Origin of the sequence: Vogesella sp. EB, from assembly GCF_001037925.1 — a bacterium.
GTDB classification, from domain to species: domain Bacteria; phylum Pseudomonadota; class Gammaproteobacteria; order Burkholderiales; family Chromobacteriaceae; genus Vogesella; species Vogesella indigofera.
The window spans coordinates 1-19,968 of record NZ_LFDT01000026.1 but is presented as its reverse complement, the minus strand read 5'-3'; the positions used below and the strand labels follow the sequence as shown (position 1 = coordinate 19,968).

General features: G+C 66.4%; 19 protein-coding genes. 6 read left to right on the top strand and 13 right to left on the bottom strand.

Annotation, left to right across the window (positions count from 1 at the left end):
* Nucleotides 1–31 precede the first annotated feature (31 nt).
* The 3 genes from ACG97_RS13390 to ACG97_RS13380 all read right to left on the bottom strand — a co-directional run bounded on the left by ACG97_RS13390 (nt 32) and on the right by ACG97_RS13380 (nt 2,204).
* Nucleotides 32–790, bottom strand: a complete 759-nt coding sequence (locus tag ACG97_RS13390; RefSeq protein ID WP_047967875.1) for an ABC transporter substrate-binding protein — start codon at nt 788–790, stop codon at nt 32–34.
* Between the two features lie 90 nt (nt 791–880).
* Nucleotides 881–1,594 carry an aspartate/glutamate racemase family protein gene (locus ACG97_RS13385; protein ID WP_047967874.1) on the bottom strand — a complete coding sequence of 238 codons (714 nt, stop codon included), beginning with the start codon at nt 1,592–1,594 and terminating at the stop codon, nt 881–883.
* Nucleotide 1,595: 1 nt separating this feature from the next.
* Nucleotides 1,596–2,204 (bottom strand): LysE family translocator, encoded by a 609-nt coding sequence (locus ACG97_RS13380; protein WP_047967873.1) that lies wholly within the window; start codon nt 2,202–2,204, stop codon nt 1,596–1,598.
* 317 nt (nt 2,205–2,521) lie between these two features.
* Here ACG97_RS13380 and ACG97_RS13375 point away from each other — a divergent pair, with 317 nt between their 5' ends.
* Together ACG97_RS13375 and ACG97_RS16985 are read left to right on the top strand one after the other, a co-directional pair.
* Nucleotides 2,522–3,952, top strand: coding sequence for a PLP-dependent aminotransferase family protein (locus tag ACG97_RS13375; protein ID WP_047967872.1), 1,431 nt, complete (start codon nt 2,522–2,524; stop codon nt 3,950–3,952).
* A 72-nt stretch (nt 3,953–4,024) separates the two neighbouring features.
* Complete coding sequence (locus tag ACG97_RS16985) at nt 4,025–4,594, top strand: cold shock domain-containing protein (protein ID WP_053068179.1); 570 nt, start codon at nt 4,025–4,027, stop codon at nt 4,592–4,594.
* A gap of 88 nt (nt 4,595–4,682) precedes the next feature.
* Here ACG97_RS16985 and ACG97_RS13365 read toward each other — a convergent pair whose 3' ends face one another.
* The 7 genes from ACG97_RS13365 to ACG97_RS13335 all read right to left on the bottom strand — a co-directional run bounded on the left by ACG97_RS13365 (nt 4,683) and on the right by ACG97_RS13335 (nt 12,536).
* The gene (locus tag ACG97_RS13365) at nt 4,683–6,167 is read right to left on the bottom strand and encodes a carboxypeptidase M32 (protein ID WP_047967871.1); all 1,485 of its coding nucleotides are present in this window, start codon (nt 6,165–6,167) and stop codon (nt 4,683–4,685) included.
* Nucleotides 6,168–6,264: 97 nt separating this feature from the next.
* Nucleotides 6,265–6,915 (bottom strand): hypothetical protein, encoded by a 651-nt coding sequence (locus tag ACG97_RS13360; protein ID WP_047967870.1) that lies wholly within the window; start codon nt 6,913–6,915, stop codon nt 6,265–6,267.
* A gap of 109 nt (nt 6,916–7,024) precedes the next feature.
* Nucleotides 7,025–8,080 carry a malate/lactate/ureidoglycolate dehydrogenase gene (locus ACG97_RS13355; protein WP_047967869.1) on the bottom strand — a complete coding sequence of 352 codons (1,056 nt, stop codon included), beginning with the start codon at nt 8,078–8,080 and terminating at the stop codon, nt 7,025–7,027.
* Between the two features lie 181 nt (nt 8,081–8,261).
* Entirely contained in the window at nt 8,262–9,374 is a 1,113-nt protein-coding gene (gene ribD / locus ACG97_RS13350) for a bifunctional diaminohydroxyphosphoribosylaminopyrimidine deaminase/5-amino-6-(5-phosphoribosylamino)uracil reductase RibD (RefSeq protein ID WP_047967868.1), read from the bottom strand.
* A 36-nt stretch (nt 9,375–9,410) separates the two neighbouring features.
* Complete coding sequence (gene nrdR, locus ACG97_RS13345) at nt 9,411–9,866, bottom strand: transcriptional regulator NrdR (RefSeq protein ID WP_047967867.1); 456 nt, start codon at nt 9,864–9,866, stop codon at nt 9,411–9,413.
* Nucleotides 9,867–10,079: 213 nt separating this feature from the next.
* Nucleotides 10,080–11,327, bottom strand: coding sequence for a serine hydroxymethyltransferase (glyA, locus tag ACG97_RS13340; RefSeq protein ID WP_047967866.1), 1,248 nt, complete (start codon nt 11,325–11,327; stop codon nt 10,080–10,082).
* Nucleotides 11,328–11,516: 189 nt separating this feature from the next.
* Nucleotides 11,517–12,536: a hypothetical protein gene (locus tag ACG97_RS13335; protein ID WP_238377338.1), complete on the bottom strand. Its 1,020-nt coding sequence runs from the start codon at nt 12,534–12,536 to the stop codon at nt 11,517–11,519.
* A 15-nt stretch (nt 12,537–12,551) separates the two neighbouring features.
* On the opposite strand from ACG97_RS13335, the gene ACG97_RS17790 reads away from it, so the two are divergent.
* Nucleotides 12,552–13,013 (top strand): hypothetical protein, encoded by a 462-nt coding sequence (locus ACG97_RS17790; protein WP_162199012.1) that lies wholly within the window; start codon nt 12,552–12,554, stop codon nt 13,011–13,013.
* Nucleotides 13,014–13,243: 230 nt separating this feature from the next.
* Here ACG97_RS17790 and ACG97_RS13330 read toward each other — a convergent pair whose 3' ends face one another.
* A complete protein-coding gene (locus ACG97_RS13330; RefSeq protein WP_238377337.1) occupies nt 13,244–14,155 on the bottom strand; it encodes a LysR family transcriptional regulator in 912 nt (303 codons plus the stop codon).
* Nucleotides 14,156–14,257: 102 nt separating this feature from the next.
* Here ACG97_RS13330 and ACG97_RS13325 point away from each other — a divergent pair, with 102 nt between their 5' ends.
* The 3 genes from ACG97_RS13325 (at nt 14,258) to ACG97_RS13315 (ending at nt 16,799) form a co-directional block, all read left to right on the top strand.
* The gene (locus ACG97_RS13325; protein ID WP_047967863.1) at nt 14,258–15,013 is read left to right on the top strand and encodes a sulfite exporter TauE/SafE family protein; all 756 of its coding nucleotides are present in this window, start codon (nt 14,258–14,260) and stop codon (nt 15,011–15,013) included.
* 128 nt (nt 15,014–15,141) lie between these two features.
* The gene (locus ACG97_RS13320; protein ID WP_047967862.1) at nt 15,142–15,912 is read left to right on the top strand and encodes a sulfite exporter TauE/SafE family protein; all 771 of its coding nucleotides are present in this window, start codon (nt 15,142–15,144) and stop codon (nt 15,910–15,912) included.
* Between the two features lie 185 nt (nt 15,913–16,097).
* On the top strand, nt 16,098–16,799 hold the full coding sequence (locus tag ACG97_RS13315) for an ABC transporter substrate-binding protein (RefSeq protein ID WP_162199013.1): 702 nt from the start codon (nt 16,098–16,100) through the stop codon (nt 16,797–16,799).
* Between the two features lie 12 nt (nt 16,800–16,811).
* Here the strand turns inward: ACG97_RS13315 and ACG97_RS13310 are convergent, their stop codons facing one another.
* Nucleotides 16,812–18,074: an MFS transporter gene (locus tag ACG97_RS13310; RefSeq protein WP_047967899.1), complete on the bottom strand. Its 1,263-nt coding sequence runs from the start codon at nt 18,072–18,074 to the stop codon at nt 16,812–16,814.
* Between the two features lie 310 nt (nt 18,075–18,384).
* Nucleotides 18,385–19,968 (bottom strand): VCBS domain-containing protein (locus ACG97_RS13305; RefSeq protein ID WP_047967860.1); only part of this gene is annotated, 1,584 nt, incomplete at its 5' end.

Sequence of the window (19,968 nt, the reverse complement as noted above, 5' to 3'; positions counted from 1 at the left end):
GCCATTGCGACCCATCACAACAAAGTGGTGCTTACGGGCTGGCGGCGACGCTGGCACTGACCTGCGCCAGCGTGCTGCCGAAATGGCGCTGGTAGAAACGGTCCAGCTCGCCGCTGCCCTTCAGCCGCTGCGCCTCGCCATCCACCGCATCGCGCAACAGCTCGAGGCCGGGGCGGAAGCTGAACGGCTGCGCGACACTGGCCACCACCGGCTGCAGGCGCCGGATCTTGCCGTGCAGCGACGGGTCGACATCCTGCAGCGCCACCGCGTCCTCGAAGATCACGTCCACCCGCCCGGCCGCCAGCTGCCGCACCGCGGTGGTGGAGTCGTTGGCCGCCACCCGCTGCCAGTCGCGTTTTGCCGTGATCGCCGGCGGATAGTCGTAGACGTCGACAAAGGCCACCTTGTGCGCGCTGAAATGGCCCAGCCCCGGATAGTGGTGCAGCGGATTGTCGGCACGCACCCAGGCGTTGAGCACCCAGTACACCAGCGGCTGCTGCGTCTGCAGCCAGCCCGGCGGGCTGCCCTCGGCGGTGGCAAAGGCCATGATGTCGATGCGCTGCTCCTTCATCAGCCGCAGACAGGAGGCCGGCGCTAGGAACAGGTAGCGGATGCGGTGCCCTTCCGCGCGCGCGGCACGGCCCAGCGCGTCCACCGCCAGCCCCACCGGCTGGCCCTGCGCATTCTGGTAGATGAACGGCTGCCACGCCTCGGCGCACAGCGTGAACACCGCGGCCGAGGCCGGGGCGGACAGGGTGATGGCGGCCAGCGCCAACAGTTTGCGGAACATGCACGACTCCCCGGCAATGGCGACAAGCCTCAAGCCTAACAGCATGACACGCGCTTGGTCGCACCGGCTGACGGCAAAGCTGGCCTGCGCTCAGCGCGCGGCGTTGTCTGGCTGCAACAGCCAGTCGGCCGCCGCCGCGCTATGCAGCGCGGTGGTGTCCAGTAGCGGCAAGGCGGCCTGGCAGCCGTCGAGCAGCATGGCGATCTCGGTGCAGCCGAGTATCACCGCCTCCGCCCCCGCCGCCTGCAGAGCGGCGATGATGTCGAGATAGCGCGCCCGCGACGCCGGCAGCAGGCGGCCCTGGCACAGCTCGTCGAAGATCACGCGGTGGATGTCGTCACGTTCGGCCGCCGTTGGCAGCAGCACCTGCAGCCCGGCCGCCTGCAGCCGTTCGCGGTAGAACGCCTGCTCCATGGTGAAACGGGTGCCGAGCAGGCCGACGCGGCCAACGTTGGCCGCAAGCAGCGCGGCGATGGTGGGGTCGGCGATGTGCAGCAGCGGAATGCCAGCCCGCTCCGCCACCGGCGCCGCCACCTGGTGCATGGTGTTGCTGCAGATCAGCAGCGCCCCGGCACCGGCCTGCGCGAGCTTGCTGCCGGCCTCGCCCAGCAGCACGGCGGCCTGCGCCCACTCGCCCTGGTGCTGCAGCTCGGCCAGCGGCGCGAAATCGATGCTGTGCAGCAGCAGCGGCGCCGAGTGCAGCCCGCCACGGGCGTCGCGCACCCGGCGATTGATCTGCGCGTAGTAGTGCGCAGTCGATTCCCAGCTCATGCCGCCCAGCAGGCCCAGCAGTTTTCCACTCATGTCACAGCACCCCGGCCAGTTGCAATTCGTCGTACAGCAGGTACAGCGCGGTCAGCGCCATCAACAAGGCCATGATGCCATTGAACCAGCGCCGTGCCGCCGCTTGCGACAGATGGCGGCGCAAGGCCTCGCCCAGCCCGGCCCAGATGCAGATGCACGGGAAGTTGATCAGCGCGCAGGCCAGCGCCAGCAGCATGGCGTGCGACAGCTGCGCCTGCAGCGGCAGAAACAGCAAGGCGGTGTTGATCACCATCACCCACGCCTTGGGGTTCACCCACTGGAAGGCGGCGGCGGCGACAAAGCCCATCGGCCGCACCAGCTGTTTCGCCTGCGGTTCACCCGCCAGCCACACCTGCCACGACAGCCACAACAGGTAACTACAGCCGGCCAGCGTCAGCAACAGGCGCCAGTCGTCCAGCCACGCCATCACCCAGCCCAGCAGCAGCGACACCAGCAACACCTGCACGCCATGGCCGATGCTGATGCCCAGCAGGTGCGGCACGCTGCGGCGAAAGCCGAAGTTGACCCCCGATGCGGCCAACATCAGATTGTTCGGCCCCGGCGTGATCGACATCAGCGACACATAACTCAATAAAGGCAGACCCAGCATCACACGCTCCCGCAACAAGTAGTAGACCGTTCCATCGTAGCCAACAGCAGTTGCCGGATACAGTGCCAAGAATTTATTATTGTCATGGTGACAGTTGCAGCATACTGGCAACTGTCACCCCCCGTTTTCCCGCCCACTGTCATGCCCGCGTTAGAACCCGTGCAAAGTCTCGCGCGCTCACGCGAGACCAGGCAAAAACGACAGGGGAAGCGGAATTCAACGGGAGCACGCCGCATGCCGAAGGCGTTTTTAATACCGTATCGCCCCAATTGAGCACAGCCGCAGCAGTCATTGAACAGGTTCTTAGGAAAGCCGCCATGGATAGCAGCACCCTGTACCAGCAACTCGCCGACGACCTGTCCGGCGCCATCAACCTTGGCACCCTGCCGCCCGGCTCTCGCCTGCCCTCGGTACGCAAGACCGCGCACAGCCGCCAGCTATCGCTCAATACCGTGGTCGCCGCCTATCGTGTACTGGAAGACCGCGGCCTGGTCGAGGCGCGGCCGCAATCCGGCTACTACGTGCGCTCGCGGCTGCCGTCGCCGGCCCGCAGCAGCAGTCAAGCCGCCGGCCCGGCGCAGGGCACCGACGGCGCGGTGCTGGACCTGATCGGCGCCGCGCTGAAGGCGCAGCAGACGCCGGGCTACATCGACATGGCGCTGGCCTGCCCGCGCGGCGGCGACTTCTACCCCGCCGGCAAGCTGGCGCGGCTGATGGGCCAGGTGCTGCGCAAGAACCCCGGCCTGGTCAGCAACTACGCGCTGCCGCCGGGCTCGGAACGGCTGCGCACCCAGATCGCGCGCCGCGGGCTGGAGCTGGGCATGGCACTGCAGGCCGACAACATCATCCTCACCCACGGCGCGATGGAGGCGCTAAACCTGGCGCTGCGCGCGGTGTGCCGCCCCGGCGACACCGTCGGCATCGAGTCGCCGACCTACTTCAACCTGCTGCCGCTGTTCGCCAGCCTCGGGCTGAAGGCGCTGGAAATCCCCACCGATCCGCAATCCGGGCTGTCGCTGGAGGCGCTGGAGATGCTGCTGGCGGAAAAGCGCCTCAACGCCATCATCGCGATGCCGAACGTGCACAATCCACTGGGCTGCAGCATGCCCACCGAACACAAGAAAAGGTTGGCCGCACTGGTCAATCGCTACCAGGTGCCGCTGATCGAGGACGCGCTGTACGCCGAGCTGCAGTTCGGCGACGCGCTGCAACCGGCGGTGAAGGCCTACGACAGCGACGGCTGGGTCATCGTCTGCGCCAGCTACACCAAGACGCTGGCGCCGGACTTCCGCGTCGGCTGGATGGAAGGCGGCCGCTTCACCGAGGAACTGCGCAAGCTGAAGTTCGCCACCTCCATCGCCGAGCCGCTGGTGCTGTGCGAGACGCTGGGCGCCTTCCTGGAGTCCGGCGGCTACGACCACCACCTGCGCGCGCTGAAGCGGCGCTACACGCTGCACATCGACAAGGTGCGCGCGCTGATCGCCGACCACTTCCCGGCCGGCACCCGCGCCACCCACCCCAGCGGCGGCTTCCTGATCTGGGTGGAGCTGCCGGACGGCTACGACACGGTGAAGCTGTTCGACCTGGCGATCCAGCAGCGCATCAGCATCTCGCCAGGACCGCTGTATTCGCCGAGTGGCCGTTACCGCAACGCGCTGCGGGTGTCCTGCTGCCAGCCGCTGGACGAGCGCTTTGTCAGCGCGCTGGCGCGGGTCGGCGAGCTGGCCGCCAGCTGCGGCAAAACATGACAAAGTAAACACATAAAGCATAAATGACATTAAAATACGGGATTGGCCACCCACCTGACCAGGCACTTTCCCATGCTTTATCACGGCACCATCAGCCGCTGGCACGACGACAAAGGCTTCGGCTTCATCACCCAGGATCACACCAAGGAAGAACTGTTCTTCGACCTCTCCGATTGCCCGCCGGGCGGCGTGCGGCCGCAGGTCGGTTTTGTGGTCTACTTCCAGCGCCAGCAGGCGGCCAACGGCAAGGTGTCGGCTCGTCAGGTGCAGGGCAAGGTGTTCACCGCACCGCCCGCCGCCAGCCCGCCGCTGCCGCCACTCGACTACGTGCTGACGCCGGCCGCGCCGCGTCAGCCCCACAGCCGCGTGCACGGCATCGTGCTGCTGTTGCTGCTCACCGCCGGTGTCGCCGGCTACACCAGCTTTGCCAGCCGCAGCAGCGCGGCACCGGCCAGTCGCGCAATCGACACCACCCGGCCCGCCACCACGCCAGCAGCGGCCACCGCCGGCTTCCGCTGCGACGGCCGCCAGCACTGTTCGCAGATGAATACGCTGCAGGAGGCCGCCTACTTCCTGCAACACTGCCCGGACACTCGGATGGACGGCGACGGGCAACCGTGCGAAACGCAATTCGCCAACTGAGCCGGCAGCCACACCACGCCAAAAACACTGCGGCCAACCCTGTCACCAGGGTTGGCCGCAGTCACGTCCCGCTCAGGCGTCTCGCCGCTTACAGGTAGCGCGCCTCCAGATGGGCGCGGAAGTGCGCCGGATTGAGCGCCTCGCCGGTGGCGCGGCGCACCAGTTCGCCGGTTTCCCAGCGGCTGGCCTGCGACCAGATGTTGGCGTCCAGCCAGTCGAACACCGGTGCCAGCTCGCCGGCGGCGATGCGCGCGTCCAGCGCCGGCTCCTGGCGACGGAGGGTGGCGAAATACTGCGCCGCGTACATCGCGCCGAGGGTGTAGCTGGGGAAGTAGCCGAAGCTGCCGTCGGTCCAGTGGATGTCCTGCAGGCAGCCGTCGCGGTAGTTGCCGCGGGTATCGACGCCAAGATAGGCCTGCATCTTTTCATCCCACAGCGCCGGAATGTCTTCCGCCTCGATGTCGCCCTCGATCAACGCGCGCTCGATCTCGAAGCGCAGGATCACGTGCGCCGGATAGGTCAGCTCGTCGGCGTCGACGCGGATATAGCCGGGACGCACGCGGCTGTACATGCGCGCCAGGTTGGCCGCATCGAAGGCATCCTGCTCGCCCAGGTGCTTTTTCACCAGCGGTGCGATCAGCGACAGGAAGGCTGGGCTGCGCCCCAGCTGCATCTCGAATGCCAGGCTCTGGCTTTCGTGGATGCCCATCGAGCGCGCCTGGCCCACCGGCAGCTGCACCAGCGCACGCGGCAGGCGCTGCTCGTAACGGGCGTGGCCGGTTTCGTGCACGATGCCCATCATGCTCTGCATGAAGTCGTCGTCGCGGTAGCGGGTGGTGATGCGCACGTCCTCGGCCACGCCGCCGCAGAACGGGTGCACCGACACGTCCAGCCGCCCGGCGTTGAAGTCGAAACCGAGCAGCCCCATGATCTCGACCCCCAGCGCGCGCTGCTGCTCCACCGCGAACGGCCCCTGCGCCGCGATCAGCGTCTCGCCGGCCTGCTTGTCCATCACCTGGCGGATCAGCCCAGGCAGCCAGCTTTTCACGTCGCCGAAGATGCGCTCCAGCTCGGCGCTGCTCATGCCCGGTTCGTACTTGTCCAGCAGCGCGTCGTAGCGCGACTTGCCGCTGGCGTCGGCCAGCAGCTGCGCCTCTTCGCGTGCCAGTTGCACCACCTCGCGGAAATTGGACAGGAAACCCTGCCAGTCATTGCCCTTGCGCTGTTCGCGCCACGCGTGTTCGCAGCGGCTGCCGGCCAGCGACTTGGCCTCCACCAGCCGCGCCGGCAGCAGGTTGGCGCTTTGCCACACGCGGCGCATTTCGCGCAGCGAGGCCTGCTCGGCGTCGGACAGGCTTTCCTGTTCCGCCGCCTGCAAGGCCTGTTGCAGCGCCGGCGCGGTCAGCAGGCCGTGCATCAGCAATTGCAGCTCGGCCATCGCCGCGCCGCGCGCCTCGTTGCCACCGGGCGGCATCATCGCCGCCTGGTCCCAGCCGGCGATGGCGGCCAGATGCTGGTAGCGGTACAGACGGGTAAAGGCGGCAACGGCTTGCTGGTAGGCAGGTGTGGTCATGGCGTGGCCTTCTTGGAATATTATGCCCAATGATGCCAGCACAAGCGGCAGCAATCAATCATCCAGCCACGCGGCGACACATAAAAAGCCTGACCGCTCAGGCGAGCGAGGCCTTCTTGTGGCGCACGCCGGCGTCGGGAAAGGTCATCCAGTAGTAGAAGAATTCGCGGGAGATGGTGAGGAAGCTGTCGCGCGCGTAGCTGTCGGTGAGGTGCATCAGCATGGCGTCGACCGCGGTGCGGAAGCTGTCCGGATGATGCGCCTGGCCGTGCAGCAGATACAGCAGCGGCTTGATCAGCCCGGCGCGTTCGGCCAGCACCTCGTCGTCGGCGCCCAGCTCGTACAGCTTGCCCAGATAGATGTCCAGCGACGGCGGGAAGCTGGCAAAGTTTTCATCGCTCATGCGCTGCTGCAGGTCGGCGAACGAGGCCAGCACCGGCAGCCGCACGTGGTGGGTGGTGAAGCCGGCGCGGGCATTCATCTGCGCCAGCTGCTGCAGGTCGCCGAGCCAGAAATAGTAGTACTCGCGCGCCGCCGTCATCGCCGCCGGGCGGTCGCCGGGCGGACAGATCGACAGCAGCGCATTGATCGCGCTGCGATAGACATCGCGGTTGCGCGGCTGGCCGCGCAGGATCTGCACCAGCCGGCGCAGGATGTTGCGACGGAACAGCACCACCTCCACCGCCGCACCTTTTTGTTCGAGCAGATTCAGGTACGCGTCCAGCGCCCTGACAGCAATATCACCCACGATGACAACCTCATTTATGACAACGACTGCGCCAGAGACAACTCTGGCCTTGTTACCGATGCGGGCAACAAGGCCAGGCGCGCCAAGCATAACGTGTTTTCAGCCGCCACTACTGATCGGCATCAATGACCCCGGCACGCCGGGCCGCCGCCACGATCGCCGCCCACTCATTATCGGAAATTTCCACCCCTGCGGCCAACCTTTGCGCCTCGCGCTGCCGCTCCGGCTCGCCGGCCAGCAGCACTGGCGGCTGTCCGGGCGGCGGCGGCGAGCTGCGGATGTAGGCGGCCATTGCGTCGTACTCGGCGCGCAGCCAGTCCAGATCGCTGACCGCCTCCGGATCGATCAGGATCGCGGTCAGGTTGTTGACGATGCCGCCCTCCCGCGCGTTATCCGGCTGCAGCGTGCCGCCGCCGGACAACAGCCCGGCGAGGAACTCGATGGCCGCGACCAGTCCGCCCCCCTTGTGGGCGGCGATCGGGCGCAGCGCACCGCTCGGTGCTTCGTGCAGCGCGGCCGGATCGGCCGTCGGCTGGCCGGCGGCATCCAACATCACCGCCTCGTCAAAGTGCTGGCCGGCGAGATAGGCCACCCGCGTCTTGCCGTAGGCGACCATGCTGGTGGCGAAATCGAGGATGAACGCCGGCTCGCGATGGCCAGCCGGAAACGCGATGCACAGCGGATTGGTGCCGAAGCGCGGCGCCGAGCCACCAAACGGCGCCACCAGCGGCTGCGGAAAATCGGTGACGTTGACGAAGAACAGCGCCACCTTGCCGGCGGCGGCGGCCTGTTCGCCGTAGCTGCCGATGCGGCCCATGTGGTGGCTGTTGCGCACCGTCAGCAGCACGATGCCGCTGTGGCCGACGCGCTCGATGGCGGCGTCCATCGCCTCGCGCACCACGCGCTGGCCGTAGCCGCGCTCGCCGTCGAACTGCAGGATGGCGCCGCAATCGTTGAGCAGCCACGCCGGCTGGTTCGGCTGCAGCGTGCCGGCGGCGACGCTGTCGACGTAAAACGGCAGCATGCCGACGCCGTGGCTGTCGTGACCCTTGAGGTTGGCCGCGAGCAGGTGGTCGGCGACCACGCTGGCCTCGTCGGCGGTGGAACCCAGTGCGCACAGGGTGGCGTGCGCCAGGCGATGAAGTCGCTCGGCCGGAATCAGCATGGCATACCTTGTCGGAAGAAAATGGATTACAACTGCATCACGCGTTTAGAACCTGTTCAAGGTCTCGCCCGCTCACGCGAGACAAGGCAACAACGACGGCGGAGGCGGCGTTTAGCTGGGGAGAAACCAGAACGCCGTATCGCCGCATTGATCTCCGCTGCCGCAGGCATTGAACCGCTACTCAGCGCGGCGGAAAAGTGAGGGTAACCCTGATATCGCGCCCGACCAGGCGCAGGTCGCTGACCGTCAGCGGCACCTTGTCGTCGAGCGAGGTCAGCGCCGGCCAGGCAAACAGTCCGCGCGCGGCGTCGCCGGCCAGGTAGGGCGCCAGGTACAGCACCGCCTCGTCCACCAACCCGGCGGCAACCAGCGCGCCGCCTAGGCCGGCGCCCGCCTCCACCATCAGCTCGTTGACACCGTCGGCAGCCAGCGCTTGCAACAGCTGCGCCAGATCGACACGGCCATCGTCCGCCACGCACGGCAGCAGCCTGACGCCGCGCGCGAGATACGGCGCGTGGCGGGCAGGATCGCTCACCGCCGTCGCCAGCCAGGTCGGCGCCACGGCGGTGTCGTAGATTGCGGCACTCGCCGGCGTCTGCAGCGTGCTGTCCACCACCACCCGCAGCGGCTGGCGCGCGCACGGCACCTCGCGCACCGTCAGCTGCGGATTGTCGGCCAGCACCGTACCGCTGCCGGTGAGGATCGCACAGTTGGCCGCACGTAGCCGATGCACGTCGCGGCGCGCGTCGGCGCCGGTAATCCACTGGCTGACGCCATTGAGCAGTGCGGTCTTGCCGTCCAGCGTCGCTGCGCCCTTCAGCGTGACGAACGGGCGCTGCCGCGTCACCCGCGACAGGAAGCCGCGATGCACGCGCTCGGCCTCGGCCTGCAGGCAGCCGGCGGCGGCGGCAATACCGGCTGCGTTCAGCATGGCGATGCCGCGGCCGGCGACCTCGTGATAGGGATCGACCATCGCCGCCACCACGCGGCCCAGCTTTTCCACGATCAGCCGCCCGGCGCACGGCGGGGTGCGGCCGTGGTGGCTGCACGGCTCCAGCGTGACGTAGGCGGTGGCGCCGGCCGGCGTCAGGCCGCGGGCGTAGCAGTCCTTGATCGCCTGGATCTCGGCGTGGTCCGAACCCACCGCCAGCGTGGCGCCCTCGCCGATAATCTGCCCGTCACGCACCAGCACGCAGCCAACACCGGGATTGGGCGCTGCACGGCGGGTGGCGGCCTCAGCCAGGCGCAGCGCCTGCTGCATGTAGTGGTGATCGTCGGCAGTAAATATGTTCATCGGCAATTCCATCGCGATGGGGGCTGGCGGCGACACTCAGTCGCGCTTCTGGATTTCCTTGATCGCGTCGCTGAACTCGGCGATGTCCTGGAAGCTCTTGTACACCGAGGCAAAGCGCACGTAGGCGACCTTGTCCAGCCGGGCCAGCTCGTTCATCACCATCTCGCCGATCTGGCGGCTGGACACCTCGCGCTCGCCCAGTTGCAGCAGGCGCTGGCAGAGGCGGTCGATGGCGTCGTCGACCAGCGGCGTCGGCACCGGGCGCTTGTGCAGCGCGCGCAGGAAGCTGGTGCGCACCCGCTCGACGTCGAATTCGGCGCGGTGGCCACCGGATTTCACCACCTGCGGCATGCGCACGTCGGCGTTTTCAAAGGTGGTAAAGCGCTTTTCACAGCCCATGCAGCGGCGGCGGCGGCGGATGCTGTTGCCGTCGTCACTGACACGCGAATCAACCACCTGGGTATCGGCACAGCCGCAGAACGGGCATTTCATGGCTTTACAATCCTGCTGGTTTCAATAGCCTGATGTTATCAGCAATCGGCGCTGTCGCGCAGCCCGTGCCGCAGCGCAGCGTAAGCGGCGGCGGCAAGCTGCCGGACGCCCCCGGCCCGGCACACGCACTGCCGGCTCACGCTGCGGCCAACGTTGGCCGCATGAAAAAAGCGGCCCGCAGGCCGCTTTGTCGTCTACCGTCGGGACGGTGACTTACTTCTTGCTGTACACCGGGAAACGGTGGCACAGCTCGGTGGCTTCCTTGGCCACGCGCGCCAGTACCGCTTCGTCGGTCGGGTTGTCCAGCACGTCGGCCACCAGGTTGGCGACGATGCGGGCTTCTTCTTCCTTGAAGCCGCGGGTGGTGATCGCCGGCGAACCGATACGGATGCCGGAGGTCACGAACGGGCTTTCCGGGTCGTTCGGGATCGCGTTCTTGTTGACAGTGATGTGCGCCTTGGTCAGCGCGGCATCGGCCGCCTTGCCGGTCAGGCCCTTGGCACGCAGGTCAACCAGGAACACGTGGCTCTCGGTGCGGCCGGACACGATGCGCAGGCCGCGCTCGGCCAGGGTCTTGGCCATGGCGTCGGCGTTCTTCAGCACCTGTTCCTGATAGGCCTTGAATTCCGGGGTCAGCGCTTCCTTGAACGCCACCGCCTTGCCGGCGATCACGTGCATCAGCGGGCCGCCCTGCAGGGTCGGGAACACGTTGCTGTTCAGCGACTTCTCGAACTCGGCCTTGGCCAGGATCAGGCCGCCACGCGGACCGCGCAGGGTCTTGTGGGTGGTGGAGGTCACGAAGTCGGCGTGCGGTACCGGGTTCGGGTACACACCGGCGGCGATCAGGCCGGCGTAGTGCGCCATGTCGACCATGAAGTAGGCGCCGCATTTCTTGGCGATCTGGCCCATGCGCTCGAAGTCGAAACGCAGTGCGAAGGCGGAAGCGCCGCCGATGATCAGCTTCGGCTTGGTTTCCATCGCTACGCGCTCCATGTCGTCGTAGTCGATTTCTTCGTTCTCGTTCAGGCCGTAGGCCACGATGTTGAACAGCTTGCCGGACAGGTTGGCCGGGCTGCCGTGGGTCAGGTGACCGCCGTGGCCCAGGTTCATGCCCATCACGGTGTCGCCCGGCTTCAGGATGGAGAAGTACACCGCCTGGTTGGCCTGCGAGCCGGAGTGCGGCTGCACGTTGGCGTATTCGGCGCCGAACAGCTGCTTGACGCGGTCGATCGCCAGTTGCTCGACGATGTCAACGTGCTCGCAACCGCCGTAGAAGCGCTTGCCCGGGTAGCCTTCGGCATACTTGTTGGTCAGCTGGGAACCCTGGGCTTCCATCACTGCCGGACTGGTGTAGTTCTCGGAGGCGATCAGCTCGATATGGTCTTCCTGGCGCTGGACTTCCGCGCCGATCGCAGCAGCGAGTTCCGGGTCAAACTGGGCAATTTTCAGATCAGCAAACATCGTTGACTCTTCCATCTGGAGGGTTTGAACTAAAAGGCAGTCTTGACGTTTAGCCTGTCGCGCGGCGGCGGCAGGGCAAACGTCAACACTGCAAGGCGGCTATTTTACCTCATCCGGCGCGGCACCGTGATGAACAAATGGCAGGTTCGGCATGAAAGCGTTTCATGCTGCCCCTGCCATTTCAATGACTTACTGCAGCGTCACCGGCTGCGGCGGCCAGTCGTCGGCGGTGAAGAACAGCGGAATGCCGTCGCGGCTTTCCGGCTGCACCCCGTCCACCACGCGCACGTCGCCGACCTGGCACTCCGCCATCAGCAGGCGGAAGTTGGTCTCGATCTGCGCCACGTCGTCCTGCGCCGCCAGCGGCCACACGAAGCCGCCCCAGTCCTTCTCGTTGCCGGAGGCCGACACGGTGATGTGCAGCTCGCCGTTGTCGTGCGCCGACATGATGGCCACCGGTTCCTGGCCCAGGTCGCGCAGCTGGCGGATCTGGGTGCTGGCAAATACCTGCAACGCCACCTCCAGTCGCGCAAAGTTGGCCGCAACGATGGCCTGCATCAGCGGCATCGGCGGACGCGGGATCGGGAACAGCGTCACGCCCTCGGTCTTCAGTTGCTCGCCGATGAACTTCATCACTGGCACGCCCCAGGCACCGACATTGCCGCCCAGTTTCACCGGTGCCTCGGCACCGTCTTCACGGATGGCCACGCCGAGCAGGTAGCGCAGGAACACGCCCTCGTCCTTGGCCACGATCGGCGCCGCCGGCAACTCCAGCGGCAGGCCGCGTGCGGCGTCCACCAGCTGGCGGGTGTAACGGTAGATCTGGGCGGAATGGATGCCGACCACATTGTCCGGGTGCAGCAGCTTGCCGGACAGGAACACCTCGGCGCCGTCGGCGAACAGGCCGTGCTGGCGGAACAAGGCATTGAGGGTATCGACGTCGGCAATGCGCTCCGGCAGCGTGGCCTTGCCCTTGCTGCCGATCACCAGCACCAGCGGCACGGCGAAGATCACCGCGTGGCGGCCGCTGTCCGGACGCTCGGCGGCATCGCGCAGCGCGTCCCACAGCTCGCGGTAGATCTGCTGCGAGGTCACCATCGCCAGCGCAACGGACAGCGATAACAGTTCTTCGCGTTCCAGCATCTCGACCAGCGCGGCACGCAGCGAGGCACGCCACATGGCACGGTCGTCCTCGCTACGCGCATTCACGATCGATTGCGTGTAGTGGATCAACATATTGGAAGGGGAAGATTCGGGGTACTGACGCGGATCAGGCAACTGCAGGGAAATATCGCTCATCACTGGCAACCGGACAAATCTGGCAAAGACGATATTGTGGCACAGCTTGGCGTGATGCGCCGCATCAAGCGCAGCAAGCAAGCGCTAGATTTTCACTTTCCAACACGCGATGTGTTCAAAGCGCGACAAAATGTTATATTTTTTGCGTTATTGCAGATTGTATACATTGACAGCGGTAAACACGATCCGGATAATCCGTACTCGTTGGGATGCAGCAATTGCTTCTTGATAGTTTCTCCTCTATTTCTCCTTTGTAGACTTGGCGCGGGCGTAAAACCCCGCGCAATTTTTTTGCCCGTTTTCCTCCCCCAGCAAAATCAAACACTTGTTCCGCTCGCAGCCCGTCTGCCGCCATCACTGTCGCACGCACACCGCCAACGCCAATGACATGACCGTGACGTGACCCCGCGCCGCCATCAGCGTTCGGTTTGTCACCTTGCTGCAATCAAAAACGAACATCCAAAGTTCGGTTTCACTGAAAACTGAACAAAAAAAAGCCGCGCCAGCTTGCGCGGCGCGGTCAAGTCAATGCGAAACAATCAGAGGAGAAAACGTCAGGACGACGCTTGCTACGGCTTGGTCACGCCCGGCGCTGAAAAGTTCAGGCGAATGCCGATTTATTTGCTGTCGCGCGTAACGGCGCCGGTCGCCGCCTCCGCAAAATGCTGGCACAGGAAATCGACAAACAGCCGCACCCGCGCCGACAGCGTCAGCGCCGGCGGGTACAGCGCGTAGATGTCCGCCGGCGTGCCCTGCCACTGCGGCAGCACCCGCTGCAGGCGGCCGTCGCCCAGCGCCGCGCCGACATCCCACTCCGAGCGCAGCATCACGCCGTGGCCGGCCAGCCCCCAGCCGACCACGCTCTCGCCGTCGTTGGCGCTCAGCCGACCGCTGACCCGCACCCGTTGCTGCTGGCCGTCGCACTGCAGCTGCCACTGACCGTAGACGGCATCGTTCTCGCGCACGAACAGGCACTGCTGCCGGCTGAGGTCCTGCGGCTGGCGGATCGGCGCGGCCTGCTGCAGATAGGCCGGCGCCGCACACAGGATGCGGCGGTTGTGCACGATGCGCTGCGCGCACAGCCGCGCATCCGGCGGCGGGCCGAAGCGGATACTGACATCGAAACTGCCCTCCCCCGGCGCCGGCATGCGCTCGGTCAGGCTCAGCTGCACTGACAGCTGCGGATGACGGGCGGCGAACAGCGCGATCGCCGGCGCGATGTGGCGGCGGCCAAAGCCGAAGGTGGCGTTGACGCGCAACAGCCCCTGCGGCTCGGCGTGGCTGCCGCGCAGCGAGCGCTCCAGCTCGCCGATGTCGTCCAGGATGCGCCGCGCCGCCTGCAGGTAGCGCTCGCCCTCCGGCGTCAGCAGCAGCGTGCGCGTGGTGCGGGCAAACAGCGCCACGCCCAGCCGCTGCTCCAGCGCCGCCAGCCGGCGGCTGATCGCCGGGGTGGTGACGCCCTGCTCCTGCGCGGTCGCGGTCAGGCTGCCGCAGCGGGCAATGCTGGCGACCAGGGTCAAATCGGCCATCGCGTCCATTGTTGCTTTCAGGTAAAGAATGTATTGATTCAATATGAATTATAAACATGAATGGCAGCGCTAAACTAGCGTCATCGCGTGACGGAGCCAACCATGGACCTGCTTTTGCTGTTTGCCACCCTGCTGCTGGGCGCGCTGCTCGGCGCCGTCGGCGGCCTTTTCGGCATCGGCGGCGGCATCATTGCCATCCCGCTGCTGGTGCTGGCCTATCACCAGCCACAGGCGCTGGCGCAGGGCACTGCGCTGGTGATGATCGTGCCCAATGTACTGCTGGCATTCTGGCGTTACCGCCAGCGCCATCCGTTCCCGCTGCGCACCGCGCTGGCGATGGGCGCCGGTGCCATGCTGGCGACCTATCCGGCGGCGCGGCTGGCGGTGGCGCTTGACCAGCAGCGGCTGCAGCAGGTGTTCGCCGCCTTCCTGCTGTGGCTGGCGTACTACTTCTGGCGCCAGGGCCGCCGCGCCCGGCCGCAGGCGGCGCAAGGTTGGCCGCAACGCTACCTGCCGGCGGTCGGCGTGCTCGGCGGTGCCTGCGGCGGCTTGTTCAGTGTCGGCTCCGGCATCATCGCCGCGCCGTTGCTGGTGCGCGGTTTCGGCCTGCCGCAGGCGGTGGCGCAAGGCATGGCGCTGGCGCTGGTGGTGCCCAGCGCGCTGGTGGCGCTGCTGACCTATGCCGGCGCCGGCCAGGTGCAGTGGGCCACCGGCATCGCCCTCGCCGTTGGCGGTCTGTCGACCATCTCCTGGGGCGTGGCGCTGGCGCACCGCTTGCCGGAGGCGCGGCTGAAGCAGTGTTTCGCCGCGCTGCTGCTGCTGACCGCATTGTTGCTGTGGTGCAGCAGCGGGCGGTGAGCCGCCGTCCGCCTGCCGTGCACAGCTTATTCATTTACCGAATAACTAATCTCTTAAAACATCTAAGCGGTTATAAACCCTTCGGTTAGCATGGCTGCCTGATCACGATTTGGCAGAAAGCAGACGGCATGGATCCGGGTTACATCATTGCAGGCTTGGCAGTAGGCTTCATCGTCGGCCTGACCGGCGTCGGCGGCGGCTCGCTGATGACACCGATCCTGCTGTGGTTCGGCATCAATCCGGCCACCGCGGTCGGCACCGACCTGCTGTACGCCTGTATCACCAAGATGGGCGGCGTGTGGGTGCACCACAAGCACAAGCACATCGACTGGCACATCACCAAGCTGCTGGCGATCGGCAGCGTGCCGGCGTCGCTGCTGACCGTGATCGTGCTGCACTACCTGCAGCTGGACACCCAGGCCGCCAACAGCCTGATCAAGGTGATGCTCGGCTTTGCGCTGATCCTCACCGCGCTGGCGATCCTGTTCAAGCCGTGGATCCTGCGCCAGATTGCCCGCTTCATGCCGGCACGGCCGGAAGGCTACATCCCGACCAAGGCCACCGTGTTTACCGGCGTGGTGCTGGGCGTGATCGTCACCCTCAGCTCCATCGGTGCCGGCGCGCTGGGCACGCTGGCGATTTTCGCGCTGTACCCGCTGCTGCCAACCGCACGCCTGGTCGGCACCGAGATCGCCCACGCGGTGCCGCTGACCCTGGTCGCCGGCCTGGGCCACGCCAGCATGGGCAATATGGACTACGGCCTGCTGGCGCAGCTGCTGATCGGCTCGCTGCCCGGCATCTGGCTCGGCAGCCACCTGACCCGCCGCGTCGCCGAGCGCTGGCTGCGTCCGGCACTGGCGCTGATGATGGCGCTGATCGGCGCCAAGCTGGTGCTGTAAGCGCTTCACCCCGCTCCCGCTTCATGACATTGCGGCCAACCTTGGGTTCAAGGTTGGCCGCAATGCCGTTGGTGCGGGCGGTGCGCATTGCCGGCTTGGGATATCGCCGTTATCTTCTTATCATCAAAGGATGCCGGCGATCACTTTCGCGGCCGCCCCCGTCGCCATCAGCCAAGGATTCCGCGATGTCCGCCTCCCGTCTTGCCACCGCCGTATTGCTGTTGCTGTGCAGCCTGAGCCAGGCGCGCGAGGTGCTGCGCTTTGCCATCGACGCCCACAACCCGCCGTTCATGTATGTCGACGGTCAAGGCGTGGCGCAGGGGCTGTACGCGCAGACGCTGCGCCAGCTGGGCGAGCGCGCCGGACTGACCCTGCGCATCGAGGCGATACCGTGGAAGCGGGCGCTGGCCTATCTGGAACAGGGCAGCCACGGCGTGGCCGGCATCTACCGCAACGAGGAGCGGCAACGCAAATACCTGTTCTCCAAACCGATCTACCGCGAGGAGCTGGTGGTGTATGCGCGCAAGGGCCACGCCATGGCAGCGTACAGCGGCATCGCCTCGCTGTACGGCAAGCGCGTCGGCGTGCTGTCCGGCTGGTTCTACAGCGACGCCTTCAGCCGTGCCCTCGACGAGAAGCGGCTGCTGGCCGACGAGGCGGCGCGCGACGCGCAGAATGTCGACAAGCTGCGGCTGGGACGGCTGGACTACCTGATCGGCATCCGCGAAAGCATCGCCGCGCTCAATCAGGGCGAGCTGGAAGAGGCCGGCATCCTCGCCAGCAACCTGACCTATATCGCGCTGCCCGACAGCCCGCGTTCACGGGCGCTGCTGCTGCAACTCAACCCCCACATTGCCGACTTGCCGGACAAGGCGCGCGCGCCGTAAACATCCGCACGCTCACCCCCCGGCGCCGGCCAGCTGCGGCATGCGCGCCGCCTGGCGGATCAGCCGGTTCAGGCGCACCACCGCCAGCACGCACATCACCGAGCCCAGCGCCAGCGTCAGCCGCGTGTCCAGCAGCGTCAGCAGGCCGCCAATCACCGCGATCAGCACATTGCTGATGCAGAAGATGGTCGACAGCAGCCCCATCACGCTGCCCTGGCCGTGGTGCTCGAAGCGCTCCGCGCACCAGCTGGGCAGCACCGCGTTGTAGATCGCCAGCGGCAGCCCCAGCAACACCACCAGCACCACGCCGGGGCCGTCCGGCAACAGCGACAGCAGCAACAACCCCAGCGCGAAGATCACCGCCGACTGGCGCGCCTGGCGCAGCGGATCATGGTGCAGGCCACGCTTGCCGGACACGGTACTGGCCAGCGACATCATCAGGCACAGCCCGGCGGTGACCCAGGCAATGCCGCTGCTGCCGAGGCCGGCAAACTCCACCAGCCACAGCGGATAGAACTCGTAAAAGGCGTTCACCCCCAGCGCGAACAGCAGCTGCATCCAGAACAGCCCGGCCAGCAGCGCATCCTGCTGCAACAGCCGGAACGCCTGCTGCTGCCGCACCGTCTGCCACAGCGACACCCCCTGCAGCCCGGCGGCGCGACCGGTTTCCGGCAGCACCCACAGCAGGATCGCCAGACACGGCAGCAGCGTCAGCGCACCGATCAGGAACGGCACCGGCTCGCCCAGCGGCAGGGTGAAGCCGCCGATCATCGGCCCCACCAGCCAGCCCATGTACAGCACCGCGTTGAGGATGGCGAAGCTGCGAGTGCGATCCAGCTGCGGATGCAGGTCGGCGACGATGGCGCGCGCCACCGCGACATTGCCCTCGGTCAGACCGGTCAGAAAACGCGCGAACACGAACAGCGGATACCAGCGCAAATCCAGCGCCCACGCCGTCAGCAGGTAGCCGAGCAGGGTCAGCGACAGCGTGCTGAGCAGCACGCGCCGCCGGCCGAGGCGATCGGACAGCGCGCCGATGAAAGTACTGCCGATCAGGATGCCCAGCGGGTTGGCGGCCAGCGCCATGCCCAGCAGCAGCTTGGGCGGCAGGCCGGCAAAGTGGTTGAAACCGTCGGCGGCGGCATCGACGAAGATCGGCGCCAGAATCGGGTACGGCATCGCCACCCCGGCGGTACTCATCAACGCCACCAGGCAGATGGCCAGCAAGATCAGGCGCGGATGCGCCACGCCGGAGGGCGTCACGGGAAGAGCCATGCTTGTTTTTTTCCAGGAAAGCGCCATCTCGCCGCGGCAGCTCACCGCCGGCATCAGGCCAAACGCATAGCATATCGCCAGCGCGGCCATATCCAAACCGCTTTGTTGCGTGCGGCGCGCGTGCCGGCTTGTGGCGCTGACCGCCGCCGCCACCCGGCCAGCCCGCCGGTCGCGGCGTTTCGCCGGGACACAAAATGAACAAGGTTGGCCGCAACACTGCGGCCAACCTTGTTCTCCCCTCGTGCCGGTCAGTGCCCGGCGGCAAAGCCCCCTCTCGCGCAGAGGACCATGACAACAACTCTCCCCTTACTCAGACATCGACCACCAGCTTGTTGCTGCTCAGCAGATTGCTGATGATGGCCTGATCATCGATGCCGGCCAGCTGGATGCTCTCCAGCACAATCGACTGCGTCACCGCCGTGCCGGCTCCGGCGGAGTGCACCGCGATGGTGGTATTGCCGCCGGCGTAACTGAAATCCAGATACGCATCCAGTGACAGCGCATTGGCATGCTCGCCCTGCAGCAGGTCGCGCAGGTCCAGCTTGTCCGCAGTACCGCCGGCCCCCCAATCCTTAACGGTGTCGGTGTAAGGTCCGCCGGAAATGTCGGCCAGCAACCAGACGAAGGTGTCGCTGCCCGTCCCGCCGGTCAGTCCATCGTTGCCGCTGCCACCGCGCAGCATGTCGCTGTCGCCATTGCCGAACAGCTGGTCGTTGCCGGCACCGCCAAACAGTTGGTCGGCTTTCTCGGCACCGGTGCCTGTATCGCCGGTCAGCGAGTCATCACCGCCATCGCCGAAGACCACATCCGCCTGCCCGCCTCCGATCAGGGTCTCGCCCCCACTGCCACCATCCAGATAGTCAGTCTGATTGCCGCCAGTCAGCCCGGTCGTCACATTCTTGACCTCGACATACAGGGTAGTGGTCACCGGTGCGGCAATCCCGTCGCTGACCGCCACCTCCAGCGCATAGCCCCAGGCACCACCGCCCCCCGGAATCAGCGCCGCCGACTCGAAATCGAGCAGCGACAGATCCTTGACCGACACCGCCCCGCCCGCCGAAATCTGGAACGCCCCGCCGGAGGCATCCGACAGCAGGCTGTAGGTCAGGGCGTTGCCATCGGCATCACTGGCCAGGACACTGCCCAGCAGGGCGGAAGCAAAACCGGTCGGACTCGTTGCCGCATTCAGCAAATGCTCAAACATGCTGACCAGCACGCCGCTGCTGAGGAATTGCGGTGCCGAGTTATCGGTGGCGCCCTGGATCGAGACCGTGATGGTCTGCTGTGCCGTGCCATCGTACGACTTCACCAGCAACGTATCGTAGACCGTGGTGCCGCTATTCAGCGCCTGGGTGACCGCCCTGTTGTTGTCCAGCTGATAGCTCCATACCCCACTGCCGGTATCCAGCGAGAAGCTGCCATACACCCCGTCCAGACTGGCAGGTTGCTGGAACACCGCTTCGCCGTCATCGACATCGCTGAGCAGCAGCACACCGCCGGTCGTCGGCACGCCGGCAGAGGAAGCGGTAGCCTCTTGCACGCCACCACTGGCCGTCCCCGTGATGCTTGCCAGATCGTTGGTCCCGGTGACGGTGACGTCCACCGTGCTGCTCGACTCGGCACCGAACTGGTCGGTCATGGTGTAGCTGAGGGTGACGTGCACCACCGCATCCTTGGCCAGATGGTCGAAGTCGCTACCTGGGTTGAACACCACCTTGCCGTCCACCACGCTGGCTGTGCCCATGCCGGCCGGTGCGCTGGCGCTGACCAGACTCAGCGCGTGACCGTCGTCGACGTCGGTGTCGTTGGCCAGCACATCGATGTTGAGCAGCTGGTTTTCGGTGCCGGCGACGCTGTCGGCCACCGCCAGCGGCCCGTCATTGGTGCCGGTGAT

Coding starts and splice junctions, on each gene's coding strand:
- ACG97_RS13320 (WP_047967862.1), top strand. CDS start 15,142: ATGGATCCGGGTTACATCATTGCAGGCTTGGCAGTAGGCTTCATCGTC.
- glyA (WP_047967866.1), bottom strand. CDS start 11,327: ATGTTTGCTGATCTGAAAATTGCCCAGTTTGACCCGGAACTCGCTGCT.
- ACG97_RS13355 (WP_047967869.1), bottom strand. CDS start 8,080: ATGCTGATTCCGGCCGAGCGACTTCATCGCCTGGCGCACGCCACCCTG.
- ACG97_RS13310 (WP_047967899.1), bottom strand. CDS start 18,074: ATGGCTCTTCCCGTGACGCCCTCCGGCGTGGCGCATCCGCGCCTGATC.
- ACG97_RS13315 (WP_162199013.1), top strand. CDS start 16,098: ATGTCCGCCTCCCGTCTTGCCACCGCCGTATTGCTGTTGCTGTGCAGC.
- ACG97_RS13390 (WP_047967875.1), bottom strand. CDS start 790: ATGTTCCGCAAACTGTTGGCGCTGGCCGCCATCACCCTGTCCGCCCCG.
- ACG97_RS13385 (WP_047967874.1), bottom strand. CDS start 1,594: ATGAGTGGAAAACTGCTGGGCCTGCTGGGCGGCATGAGCTGGGAATCG.
- ACG97_RS13375 (WP_047967872.1), top strand. CDS start 2,522: ATGGATAGCAGCACCCTGTACCAGCAACTCGCCGACGACCTGTCCGGC.
- ACG97_RS13380 (WP_047967873.1), bottom strand. CDS start 2,204: ATGCTGGGTCTGCCTTTATTGAGTTATGTGTCGCTGATGTCGATCACG.
- ACG97_RS13325 (WP_047967863.1), top strand. CDS start 14,258: ATGGACCTGCTTTTGCTGTTTGCCACCCTGCTGCTGGGCGCGCTGCTC.
- ACG97_RS13330 (WP_238377337.1), bottom strand. CDS start 14,155: ATGGCCGATTTGACCCTGGTCGCCAGCATTGCCCGCTGCGGCAGCCTG.
- nrdR (WP_047967867.1), bottom strand. CDS start 9,866: ATGAAATGCCCGTTCTGCGGCTGTGCCGATACCCAGGTGGTTGATTCG.
- ACG97_RS13365 (WP_047967871.1), bottom strand. CDS start 6,167: ATGACCACACCTGCCTACCAGCAAGCCGTTGCCGCCTTTACCCGTCTG.
- ACG97_RS16985 (WP_053068179.1), top strand. CDS start 4,025: ATGCTTTATCACGGCACCATCAGCCGCTGGCACGACGACAAAGGCTTC.
- ribD (WP_047967868.1), bottom strand. CDS start 9,374: ATGAACATATTTACTGCCGACGATCACCACTACATGCAGCAGGCGCTG.